Source organism: Campylobacter sp. RM16189, from assembly GCF_012978815.1.
GTDB lineage: Bacteria > Campylobacterota > Campylobacteria > Campylobacterales > Campylobacteraceae > Campylobacter_A.
In genome coordinates this window covers 1-11468 of the sequence record NZ_LIWR01000001.1, presented here as the reverse complement: position 1 = coordinate 11468, position 11468 = coordinate 1, and the positions used below count along the sequence as shown (strand labels likewise).

Here is an 11468-nt window from a genome sequence, read left to right as displayed (position 1 = left end):
AACCTACTCTTTTATCTTAAATACGCCGATAATAGCAGAATTTGGCTTAAATTTAATAGTAAATCGAATCGGCAAAAGCGTAGTATCCGTTTTGGTGTGTAGATTTATTCCTTGTGGATTTTGGCTGTGAGTATAGAAGTCCTGAACCTTAAATTTCTGTGACAAAAAGCACTCAAACAGCTTTTCTTTATGTAAATTTAAATACTCTAAAGCGCTATCTTTTTTATCTTTTTCTTCATCTATTTCGCACAAAAACTCATCTTCAAGACCGGTTAAAACCATAGCCTTTGAGATAGCGAAATTTTCGTAATTTACAATGTGATTTTTAGTAGAAATTTTGGCCCAAAGGATAAACTCCTCCGAGCCAAAAAAATTGGTTATTATAAGGATTAATAAGCAAAAATTTCTTGCCACTTGCTTTGATCTAGCTTAAGTTCCATTCTAACGCGATACAAACCATCTTTGAAGTCGTGCTCGACTATAGAGGCGTTTTTGATAAGACCGCTTACTTGGGCTGTGATAGTTGAGTCCCTTAGCATCGCGTCTCTTACTGTATCTTTTGAGTTTATTTTAACGCCGTAAAGTTTTTCCGCAAGCTGTCTGTGCGCATCAGCTATCGCCGCACGTTTTGCAAGGGCTAAAGACTGAGCTTGAGAGACTGTGTTAAGCGGTGCTATGCCCTCTCCAACAGCGCTAAAAGAAGCTTCCACCGGAGCTGTGTCATATATCATCTTCTCTTGTCTCATCACATCTCTGATATCGTCTTTATCGACTTTTTGGACAACAACATCTTGCTGTGCCATATTTGCAGTAACATCCTTGCTAGAACAACCACTCATGATCAGCATAGCTACGCCAACTATCGCAACATAAAAACTCTTCATTTTATAACCTTTTTATAAATTTCATTTGATTAAGCAAAATTTATTCCAAAATACTACCGCTATCTTCGCCGTTTTCTTCGCCTGCTTCAAACTCTTGGCTGTCGCTTTCTTCTTTAGGGCATTTCGCTACGCTTACTACGTCATCACCGTCTACGTTTACGACGATTACACCGCTTGTGTTACGTCCGGCCTTTCTGATGCTTTGCATATCGACTCTTATCATCTTTCCGCTTGAAGTTAGCGCCATCAGGTCTTGCTCTTCATCAACCATCACAACGCCTACCAGATCGCCTGTGCGGTTGTTTAGCTTCATGCATATTACGCCCTTGCCGCCGCGGTTTGTTAGGCGGTACTCTTCAGCAGTTGTGCGCTTACCGATACCTTTTTGAGATATGCTAAGCACCTCTTGTTCGTTGTGTTCGATTACTGCTGCGCCTACGACTTCATCGCCTGACTCTTTAAATTTAATGCCGGTTACGCCGCGAGCAGTTCTTCCCATCTGGCGAACTTTGCTAACGTTAAATTTAAGGCACATTCCTTTTTTAGTAACGATAAATAGCATCTTTCCTGCCGCTACGTTATCAGCGTTTTCATCTAAATTTTCATCTTGAATTTGCTCTTCTTGCACCACCTCTACGCTTTCATCATCACTTATAGACGGTATAAATTCATTTTCGTCGCTTTCGACGATTAGCGCTGTGACTAGCTCGTCGTTTTCATCTAGGCTGATAGCGCGAACACCGATAGAGCGGATGTTTTTAAACTCGCTTAAATTTGTGCGTTTTACTACACCGTTTTTCGTAAAGAAAGCAAGCGATTTGTTTTCGTTAAAATCAGTTGTCGGAATGATCGCTTTTATCTTTTCGTCAGGCTGAAGCTGAACTAGATTTACTACCGCTTTACCCTTAGCCGTGCGGCTTCCTTCAGGAATTTTATAAACTTTTAGCCAGTAGAGCTGTCCGCGATCGGTCACAAACATCAGCGTATCGTGAGTGTTTGAAGTAAAGAAACTTTCGATAAAATCATCATCGTAAGTTGTCACAGCCACTTTACCCTTGCCACCGCGTTTTTGCTTCTCGTACTGCTTGCTTGGCACGCGTTTTATATATCCGCGGTGAGTGATGGTTACAACCATGTTTTCATTAGGGATAAGATCTTCGATGTCGATATCATCGTAGTCATCGACGATCTCGGTCACGCGAGGAACTTTAAATTTGCTCTTTATTTCGATTAGCTCTTCTTTTATTAGCTTTTCAAGAAGTGTTTCACTCTTTAAAATTTCATCAAGTCTTGCTATCTCGGATAGTAGTTCTTGAAGCTCGTTATCAAGTTTTTCGCGCTCAAGACCGGTTAGTTTGCTTAGTCTCATATCCAAAATCGCATTTGACTGAAGCTCACTAAGCCCAAATTTCGCCATCAATCCATCTCTGGCCGAAGTCGTATCGGGGCTATTTTTTATAAGTTCTATTACTTCATCGATATTATCAAGCGCGATTTTAAGGCCCTCTAAGATATGGGCTCTTGCGCGTGCTTTTTGAAGTTCAAAAATAGTGCGTCTTATTATAACCGTCTTGCGGTGATTTAAAAATAACTTAAGCAGATCGATAAGACCGAAAATTTTAGGCTCTTTGTTATCTATCGCAAGCATTATGACGCCAAAGGTGCTCTCCATAGTTGTAGATTTAAAGAGATTGTTTAGCACGATATCGCTCATCGCATCGCGTTTAAGCTCAATAACTACGCGAATTCCGTCTCTATCGGACTCATCGCGCACTTCGCTAATGCCCTCTATCTGTTTTTCTTTAACAAGATCGGCTATTTGCTCGATTAAGCGAGCCTTGTTTGTTTGGTAAGGAAGCTCGTCAATTACTATCACGTCCTTGTTTGGCTTTTTTTCGATATGGGTTTTTGCTCTTATCTTTACGCGACCTCTACCTGTTTTGTAAGCTTCGATAATGCCTTTTTTGCCAAATATTATACCGCCTGTCGGGAAATCAGGACCCTTGATATGCTCCATAACCTCTTCAAGAGTTGCGTTTTTATTATCAAGAACCAGCAAAAGTCCGCTTATCAGCTCATCAAGACTATGCGGAGGGATGTTTGTAGCCATACCTACCGCTATACCGCTTGAACCGTTTAAAAGCAAATTCGGAACTCTGCTAGGCAAAACATCCGGCTCAACGGTGCTGTCATCGTAGTTTGGAATAAAATCAACCGTGTCTTTATCTATATCGCGAAGAAGCTCTTCAGCCAAATTTGTCATTCTAGCTTCCGTATAACGCATCGCCGCCGCACCGTCGCCATCAACCGAACCAAAGTTTCCTTGACCGTCAACGCTTGGATATCTCATAGAAAATGGCTGAGCCATACGAACAAGCGCGTCATATACGGCTGTATCGCCGTGTGGGTGGTATTTACCGATGACGTCGCCGACTATACGGGCTGATTTCTTATACGGGCTTCTTGAGCCTACGCCAAGGTCGTTCATAGCGTATAAAATTCTTCTGTGAACAGGTTTTAAGCCGTCTCTTGCGTCAGGAAGTGCGCGTCCGATGATGACGCTCATAGAGTAGTCTAGATAGCTTGCTTTTATAGAGTCTTCGATGTCTATAACTTCGATATCTTGATTTGCTTCAAATATATTTTCCATTTGTATCCTTAAAATTAACTCATAGATTTTAGCTGAAATTTGATAAAAAGTTGCTAAATACTAATACTTTGCATCGGCTAATACTAGTGCGAATAGTACTTGAACTCCAGCTTTTTCAAGTGTGTTTTTGGCTTCTAAAATTGTTGTGCCTGTGGTTATTATGTCATCGACTAGGATAACTGGAAATTTGGGCTTTTTGTTGATTTTAAAATTTCTTGGATTTTTGAGGCGATAGGCTAAGTTTTTTCCTGCATAGGTTAAATTTGAAGTCGCATGTAAGCTGGCATAAAGTGGCTTTATCTCCTTATTTTTAAGAGCTCTTGCTAAAATTGCCGTGTGAGAATAGTCAAACTTAACTCTATCATCTATCGCAACCGCATTTATAAAAGAGCCGAATTTAAACTCTTTAGCAAACTGTTTAAAGCTTAAATTTGCTAAAAATTTATAAACGAAATTCCCGTGAAATTTATGTTTTGAGGCGAGCAAATTTTTAATTTCAGAATAATCAAAAAAACTGTAAATTTTAAACTCATCCTCTAAAACTCTAGTTCTTAAAGATGAGTTTTGAAGATGATTAGCGCAAGTTTTGCAGATTATTTTTAGGTTAAAATTTCCACAATTAACACAACGCATCTAGCTTTTTATAATTTGAAGAGCAGCTCTTTTTACAATATCGCTTAAAAGCTCATTCAAAAATTTATCAAAAACTCCGCTTGTGTGAATAAGTGCAAATTTTGTCTGGCTTTGGGCTACGTTTTTTGTAATAGTAGTCTCTCCTTTTTTAATTGTAAGCAGGAGTTTAGCATTGCCTTTTAGGTTATCACTGCCATATCCGCTTAAATTGGCCCTTAGTTCAACTATCTTTATATCTACTATTAGATCGTTTGAAAAATTACTCACATTTCCACCAAGCCTTACTAGCTCGTTTGTGATGCCGTCTTGTAGCCAAGCTTTAATATCGTTTTGAAGTGTGACATACTCGCTGACACTTCCCTTTGAATCGGTAATTGTAGCTATTACACTTTTGTTTTGGCGCATATCTGTTACGCTATTTATATGAATCTGTCTATTGAATCCTAGGTTGCTTGAATTTGATTGATATGGGCTTAAATTTATCACATCACTTCTTTGAGAGCAGCCTAAAAAAGCAAAAGCGATCAAGACCGACAGGATGTATTTTTTCATAAATTTACCTTACATCTTTGAAATTTCTTCCGCGACCTTGTTGGCTGCTTGTTTTACCAGCAAGGATACGTAGATGTCAAACTGTCCTGTCCTGCTTGCTGCAAGCTTTTTTACCTCTTGTTTTGTAGTGATGTTTAGCATTCTGCTGAAGTTTATATTTTTGATCTTAAGCACGCCAAAAAGCTGAGAATTTAGCTGCTCTTGGTTTCTGCTGTAAACGCCTTTAAGCTCGGTAAAGGCAAAATCCAGTCTATAAGTGTAAGGCGAGGTTTGATCTTCTACTACAAGGATGCCTCGCGAGAGTAGCTCTTGCTTTAAAAACATATAAAATAAAAGCTCAAGCCTTGGATTTGAGTTAAATATAACCGTGCTTCCGTTGGCTCTTATGTATTTTATGCTTTGAACATCCTCTCTTTCGTCGGTTATCCTGTGTAAATAGATCTTTTTAAGCGCGACTTTCGTGTCTATCATATTTTTTTTAAGGCAGCATTTTATGGCAACGTCGCTTCTGTATTTTGTGCCGTTTATCGTTACCGTGTCTCCCGAGCCCTTGCAGGAGCTGCAATCAACAGGGATCTTCATGACTTCTTCGAAGTGAAATTTAGCATCGCTTGAAGATGAGCTAAAGACGTTGCCGGCTAAAACAGGTCCGTCGCTTGTCTTTGAAGAGCAACCTAAAAATAAAAAAGCCGCCGCTATCATCAAAAAAATCGTCTTAAATTTCATTCTGTATCCTTAAAATTTTATATTAATCAAAGCAAATTTTATTCCGCCTGCGAAATTTAGCCCTAATTTAAGCCTTAATCTATCTTAAGCACGCTTAAAAACGCCTCTTGAGGTAAATTTACCTTGCCTATGGCTTTCATTCTTTTTTTGCCCTCTTTTTGCTTTTCAAGCAATTTTCTCTTACGCGTGATATCACCGCCGTAGCACTTGGCGGTGACGTTTTTGCCCATTGACTTAACCGTCTCGCGCGCTATGATTTTATTTCCGATACTTGCTTGGATAGCCACTTCAAAGAGCTGCCTTGGCACGATCTCTTTCATCGCTTTTACGAAGTCGCGACCCTTGCTTTGCGCCTTGCTTTCAGGCACGATGATGGATAGTGCATCAACCGTTTCGCCGGCAACCTTGATATCAAGCTTTATTAGATCTCCTTCGCGGTACTCGCTAGGCTCATAATCAAAGCTCGCGTAGCCTTTTGTGCTTGATTTTAGCTTATCGTAAAAGTCCATAACGATCTCATTCATCGGTATATCGTATTCAAGCAACACACGCTCTGGTGTTATGTAGTCCATCTTAGTCTGAATCGCTCGGCGGTTGTTTAAAAGCGTGATGATATTGCCTAAAAATTCACTCGGCGTGATGATGGTCGAGCGTACGTAAGGCTCTTTGATCATCTCGATTTTATTTACAGGCGGAAGCTGGCTTGGGTTTTGAATCTCTAAAATTTGCCCGTCTGTCTGGATAACTTCGTATGTTACGGTCGGTGCAGTTGCTATCAGATCAAGGTCAAATTCACGCTCCAAACGCTCTTTGATGACCTCCATGTGAAGCAGTCCCAAAAATCCAACGCGAAAGCCAAATCCAAGAGCCACAGAAGTCTCGGGCTCGTAGCTTATGGAGCTGTCGTTTAGCTTAAGCTTATCAAGAGCGTCGCGCAGATCTTCAAATTTGTCCGTTTCTATCGGATAAAGTCCTGCAAATACAAATGGCTTTGCTCGCTCAAAGCCGCCGACCGGCTCTTTAAGCGGATTTTTAGCAAGCGTTATCGTATCTCCTACCTGTACGTCGCTTACGTTTTTAAGTCCAAGCACGACTATGCCTACTTCGCCCGCGCTTAGCTTGCTTGTCTTAATCGGCGCGATTGGGTTTGGATACATAAGATCAAGCACGATATGCTTTTTGCCCGTTCCCATAACCAAAATTTCGTCGTTTTTGGATAACTCGCCGTCGTATACGCGCACAAGAGCCAGCGCGCCAAGGTAGTTGTCAAACCAACTATCGTAAATCAGCGTCTTAAGCGGACTTTTTAGCTCTCCGTGAGGCGGCGGAATTCTCGTGATGATGGCTTGGGCGAGCTCTTTTATGCCTATTCCGCTCTTTGCGCTTACTTCAATAGCATTTGAGCAGTCAAGTCCGATAACGTGCTCTATCTCGTTTTTTACGCGCTCAGGGTCTGCTGCCGTAAGGTCGATTTTATTTATCACGGGAATGATTTCAAGGTTGTTTTCAAGCGCGATGTAGACGTTTGCGATCGTTTGAGCCTCGACCCCTTGGCTTGCATCAACCACAAGCAGCGCTCCTTCGCAGCTTGCAAGGCTTCTGCTTACTTCGTAGCTAAAGTCGACGTGGCCCGGAGTGTCGATTAGATTTAGGATAAATTTTTCGCCGTTTAGATTATATTCAAGCCTTACGCTTTGAGCTTTTATCGTGATGCCGCGCTCTTTTTCGATATCCATCGTGTCCATTATCTGGCTGCTCATCTCGCGGTCGCTTACTGCTCCGCACTCTTGGATCAAGCGGTCTGCAAGAGTGCTTTTGCCGTGGTCGATGTGGGCGATGATGCTGAAATTTCTTATGTTTTTCATTAAAATTTGCTCTTGTGTTTTAAAATTTGTCTTATTTTGCCAAAAAATCTTTTATTTTTCGCTAAATTTGAGCATTTATACGTCTGCCTATATCTTTTAGTTTTGAAAACTGCTCGATGAGGTTTGGCGCGTCATCAAGGCTTATGGCAAATGTCCACAGATATGTTATCACCGAGTAAATATGTCCTGCGTTTGCCTTAGTGCTTGCAAGCAGGGCGATCGCTATAGCAAAGATAATACCCGCGCCTACTCCGATAATCAAAAAACTCATGGCTTCGCGGTTTGATATTCTTACTCTTAACAGCGAAAGTAGCTTGTAGTGCCTTTTTAGCTTGTTTTCTCTAGCTTCTTTTATCCTGCTAACCTCTTTTTCTATCTGGTTGTTTAGCCTTAAGTAGAGTTTATCGTTTTTGCTTATGTATCTTGGCAGCAAAAGAGCAAAAATAATAATAGCTATAAATGTCACCAAACCTACGTAAAATTCGATAAAAAACAGCATAGCAACAGAGCCGAAAATAGAAACCGCCGACGTAAAAAGCATAGGGAAGTGCTGCTCGAAAAAATCCACAAATTCACGCGATAAATTCGCTCTTGCTATTATTACGGAGTCGTCTTTGGACTCTGCTTTTTCATTCATTATCACTTTTACGGCAAGATCTGCATAAATTTTAGTAAAGACCTGCGTATCAATCCTGCGTCTTGCAGCTCCTATGCCCCATCCTATAAAGACCATAAGCGAATAGGTAAGCGCTAGCAAGACTTTACCTTCTATGATGGCGTTTATGGCGATACCTGCTAGTAGCGGATATATGAGAAACAGTCCATTTTCGGCAAGCACCAAACTAAATGCTAAAAATAGCTTTTTGAAATTTTGCTTGGCGATGAACTTTAGCGTTTTAAAAGCGCTATTTTGCATGAAATTCCTTTGTTTGAGTTAAGCTAAATTTTATAGGCTTTTAAATTTGATGTCAAATTTAAAATTAGTTGTAACTATTGACATTACAATAAAAATTAGATAGACTTCGCTCGTAAGTTGTAATTAAAAACATTACAACAAAATTTTAAAGGATCTAAAATGAAAAAAGTAGCTATCATAGGCGCAAACGGAAAGAGTGGCAAAGAGTTGGTAAAAGAAGCCTTGCTTCAAGGTTATGAAGTAACCGCTATCGTGCGAAACAAAGAGTATAAAAACGATAAAGTTAAGGTTGTTTATAAAGACGTGTTTGAGCTTAATAAAGAAGATTTGAGCGAATTTGACGTAGTTATAAGCGCATTTGCCGTATGGACGAAAGAGACTTTTCATCTTCATGCAAAGCACACCAAGCATCTTGCCGATCTTCTTAGCGGTAGCAAAACTAGGCTGTTTATCGTGGGCGGAGCGGGAACGCTTTATGTAGATAGCGACCGCAAAGTAATGCTAATGGATGCACCTGATTTTCCGCCTGAATACCTAGATGTAGCAAAGGCTGATGCAGGATCGTTTTATGAGCTAAAAGATAGAAAAGATACACTTTGGACTTATGTTTCGCCTGCTCTAAATTACGATGAAGGCGGAGCTAGAACTGGTAAATATAAAATCGGAAGCGATGAGCTTATTTTAAATTCAAGCAACCAAAGCTACATAAGCTATCCTGATCTTGCTTTGGCGATAATTGACGAGATAAAAAACCAAAATCATATAAATAGATGCCTAACTGCGGTAAGCGGCTGAAATTTATGTTTTTGCCCGTAAAATTTGCTATTTTTAGCTAGAATAACGAAAAAATATTTTTAGGTAAAAATGCAAATAGGGCAAAAATTTTCAATTGCGGTTCATATTCTTTTGAGTGTCGAGTTTTTTAAAGAGGATAAAAACACTAGCGAATTTCTGGCTGAAGGCATAGGAGTAAACCCCGTAATCGTAAGAAATATCACGGCTCTTTTGAAAAAAGCCAAATTGATAAAAACTTCTCCCGGTGTAGGCGGACTATCCTTGCTAAAACAGCCAAGCGAAATTACGCTACTAGATATTTATAACGCTGTAAATTCGGATCAAAAAGAGCTTTTTAAAATACATCAAAAATCCCCTGCCGCTTGTCCTCTCGGCGGGCAAATTCAAAATTTGCTAAGCGGACATTTTTTAGCCGCGCAAAACGCTATGCAAAACAAACTCTCTTGTATAAATTTACAAAATTTACTTGACGAGCTAAGGGTTTTAGGCTCTTAATCTCGCTTTGTTTTTAAATTTTATTTAAGAAAATTAATGATTTTAATCAAGAATAGAATTAAAATAAATTTTAAAATTGCCGATATGGAGTGAATATTTAAAATATTTGGTAAATGAAAGTTTAAAATATGCATAAAATAACACTCGGCTTATTGTCAAATTTTAAATACTTTAATAATAAATGTGATACAATCGGTAAAAATTTAAAGGAAATTTAATGATATTTGTAGATGCTTGTTTCAAAAGACCTACGCCTTATACCCCTGTGTGGATGATGCGTCAGGCAGGGCGCTATCTGCCTGAATATATGGCGGTTCGCAAGTCGGCGGGAGATTTTTTATCACTTTGTAAGGATTATAAAAAGGCAAGCGAAGTAACCATCCAGCCTGTTGATATTTTAGGTGTTGATGCGGCGATACTTTTTAGCGATATCTTGGTTGTGCCGCTTGAAATGGGCATGGATCTTAAATTTGTGCAAGGCGAGGGGCCTATTTTTAGCGATCCGATCAAGACAAAAGAGGATTTAGACAGGCTTGACGTGCAAAAATCAATCAAAAATTTAAGCTATGTTTATGATACGATCAAGCTAACTCGCGAAAATTTGGCTCAGGATAAAGCGTTAATCGGCTTTTGCGGCGCTCCTTGGACGATAGCTACTTATATGATTGAAGGCGGCGGGACGAAAACTTATGCCGTTAGCAAGAAGCTTTTATACTCAAATCCCGAATTTATGCATCAAATTTTAGCTAAAGTTACCGCCGCGCTTATCGGCTATATGAAAGAGCAGATTAAAGCGGGCGTAAATGCGGTGCAAATTTTTGATAGCTGGGCGGCGGCGCTTGAGATGAGTGCATATTTTGAATTCGGGTTTAAATACATCTTGGAGGTAGTTGATGCGCTTAAGGCCGAATTTCCGCAAATTCCCGTTATCGTATTTCCAAAGGGTATAAGCGGATATCTTGATAGGATAGATGGAAATTTCGAGGTTTTTGGCGTGGATTGGAGCACTCCGATAGAGCTTGCTAAAGCAAAACTAAGCCCGAAATTTGTGCTTCAAGGAAACATGGAGCCTACTAGACTATACTCAAAATCTGCGATTGATGAGGGAGTGGATAAAATTTTAAGCGTGATGAATGGTGCGCCTCATATATTTAACTTGGGGCATGGAATTTTACCTGATATACCTGTTGAAAATGCAAAGCATTTTATCAGGCAAGTTCAAGAAAAAAGCAAAAGATAAAATTAATATAAGAAATTTAAAAAATGGAGTTAAACGTGTTTAGAAAAATTTCATCAAAGATAGCTTTATTTATATTTGTTTTACTATCTATAGCATTTACTATAATGGCGGTTATAAATTACAATAAAACTAAAAATTCAGTTTTAGATGTGACGGAGATTTCAAAGGAGTCAACAACTCTTGCGAGCGGCATATTTGTTGATGAGTATATGAGTAGTAGGATAAAAGCGGTAGAGGATGCTGTGAGCTATCTTGAGAAAAATCAAGAGCTTTTTTTGGGCGATAGAGAGGCTCTTCAAAAAGACCTTGCAAATATCACAAACTTTATGAATTTGGAGGAGTTTTTTATAGGATTTGCAAATGATGGCGAGATGATTAGCATATCTTTTGCTAACGATAGAAGAGATCCTAAAATATCGGTATTTAACTCTCAAAATAAACAGTATGATGCGAGGACTCGCGGTTGGTATAAAACAGCTGTTGCTAAAGGAGGACTCGCATTTACGGCTCCTTATGTAACCAAGTCAAAAGGTCTTTTGGTGATGAGCGTTATTAAACCTGTTATGATAGAAGGAAAAGTAGCTGCTGTCCTTGGTATAGATATGCTTATAGATGAGCTTGGAAAATCTCTAAGTAAGATAAAAGACAGTCCAAGCGGCATAGTGTTTATCATAGATATGAATACAAAAAGCATGGTATATCATCCTGATAG

12 protein-coding genes are annotated in these 11468 nt (G+C 39.5%); 4 read left to right on the top strand and 8 right to left on the bottom strand.

Features of this window, described 5'->3' with window-relative positions:
* Positions 1–3: 3 nt before the first annotated feature.
* The 8 genes from CDOM16189_RS00060 to CDOM16189_RS00025 form a co-directional block, all read right to left on the bottom strand.
* On the bottom strand, positions 4–414 hold the full coding sequence (locus tag CDOM16189_RS00060) for a hypothetical protein (protein WP_169973311.1): 411 nt from the start codon (positions 412–414) through the stop codon (positions 4–6).
* A complete protein-coding gene (locus tag CDOM16189_RS00055) occupies positions 390–884 on the bottom strand; it encodes an LPP20 family lipoprotein (protein WP_169973309.1) in 495 nt (164 codons plus the stop codon). Before CDOM16189_RS00055 ends, CDOM16189_RS00060 begins: the two co-directional genes overlap by 25 nt.
* Before the next feature lie 40 nt (positions 885–924).
* Positions 925–3534, bottom strand: coding sequence for a DNA topoisomerase (ATP-hydrolyzing) subunit A (gyrA, locus tag CDOM16189_RS00050; protein ID WP_170000668.1), 2610 nt, complete (start codon positions 3532–3534; stop codon positions 925–927).
* A 60-nt stretch (positions 3535–3594) separates the two neighbouring features.
* On the bottom strand, positions 3595–4167 hold the full coding sequence (locus CDOM16189_RS00045) for a ComF family protein (RefSeq protein ID WP_169973304.1): 573 nt from the start codon (positions 4165–4167) through the stop codon (positions 3595–3597).
* Complete coding sequence (locus CDOM16189_RS00040; protein WP_170000667.1) at positions 4168–4719, bottom strand: YajG family lipoprotein; 552 nt, start codon at positions 4717–4719, stop codon at positions 4168–4170.
* Positions 4720–4728: 9 nt separating this feature from the next.
* Positions 4729–5445, bottom strand: coding sequence for a hypothetical protein (locus CDOM16189_RS00035; protein WP_170000666.1), 717 nt, complete (start codon positions 5443–5445; stop codon positions 4729–4731).
* A gap of 74 nt (positions 5446–5519) precedes the next feature.
* A complete protein-coding gene (gene lepA, locus CDOM16189_RS00030) occupies positions 5520–7316 on the bottom strand; it encodes a translation elongation factor 4 (RefSeq protein WP_169973562.1) in 1797 nt (598 codons plus the stop codon).
* Between the two features lie 55 nt (positions 7317–7371).
* Positions 7372–8226, bottom strand: coding sequence for an ABC transporter six-transmembrane domain-containing protein (locus CDOM16189_RS00025; protein WP_169973299.1), 855 nt, complete (start codon positions 8224–8226; stop codon positions 7372–7374).
* A 159-nt stretch (positions 8227–8385) separates the two neighbouring features.
* Here CDOM16189_RS00025 and CDOM16189_RS00020 point away from each other — a divergent pair, with 159 nt between their 5' ends.
* From CDOM16189_RS00020 to CDOM16189_RS00005, 4 genes are all read left to right on the top strand, one after another.
* On the top strand, positions 8386–9021 hold the full coding sequence (locus tag CDOM16189_RS00020; protein ID WP_169973297.1) for an NAD(P)-dependent oxidoreductase: 636 nt from the start codon (positions 8386–8388) through the stop codon (positions 9019–9021).
* A gap of 69 nt (positions 9022–9090) precedes the next feature.
* Complete coding sequence (locus CDOM16189_RS00015) at positions 9091–9516, top strand: Rrf2 family transcriptional regulator (RefSeq protein ID WP_169942624.1); 426 nt, start codon at positions 9091–9093, stop codon at positions 9514–9516.
* Between the two features lie 217 nt (positions 9517–9733).
* Positions 9734–10756, top strand: a complete 1023-nt coding sequence (gene hemE / locus CDOM16189_RS00010; protein ID WP_169973295.1) for a uroporphyrinogen decarboxylase — start codon at positions 9734–9736, stop codon at positions 10754–10756.
* A 35-nt stretch (positions 10757–10791) separates the two neighbouring features.
* A partial coding sequence (locus CDOM16189_RS00005) for a cache domain-containing protein (RefSeq protein WP_170000665.1) occupies positions 10792–11468 on the top strand: 677 nt, incomplete at its 3' end.

Coding starts and splice junctions, on each gene's coding strand:
- CDOM16189_RS00055 (WP_169973309.1), bottom strand. CDS start 884: ATGAAGAGTTTTTATGTTGCGATAGTTGGCGTAGCTATGCTGATCATG.
- gyrA (WP_170000668.1), bottom strand. CDS start 3,534: ATGGAAAATATATTTGAAGCAAATCAAGATATCGAAGTTATAGACATC.
- CDOM16189_RS00045 (WP_169973304.1), bottom strand. CDS start 4,167: ATGCGTTGTGTTAATTGTGGAAATTTTAACCTAAAAATAATCTGCAAA.
- CDOM16189_RS00040 (WP_170000667.1), bottom strand. CDS start 4,719: ATGAAAAAATACATCCTGTCGGTCTTGATCGCTTTTGCTTTTTTAGGC.
- CDOM16189_RS00035 (WP_170000666.1), bottom strand. CDS start 5,445: ATGAAATTTAAGACGATTTTTTTGATGATAGCGGCGGCTTTTTTATTT.
- CDOM16189_RS00025 (WP_169973299.1), bottom strand. CDS start 8,226: ATGCAAAATAGCGCTTTTAAAACGCTAAAGTTCATCGCCAAGCAAAAT.
- CDOM16189_RS00020 (WP_169973297.1), top strand. CDS start 8,386: ATGAAAAAAGTAGCTATCATAGGCGCAAACGGAAAGAGTGGCAAAGAG.
- CDOM16189_RS00015 (WP_169942624.1), top strand. CDS start 9,091: ATGCAAATAGGGCAAAAATTTTCAATTGCGGTTCATATTCTTTTGAGT.
- hemE (WP_169973295.1), top strand. CDS start 9,734: ATGATATTTGTAGATGCTTGTTTCAAAAGACCTACGCCTTATACCCCT.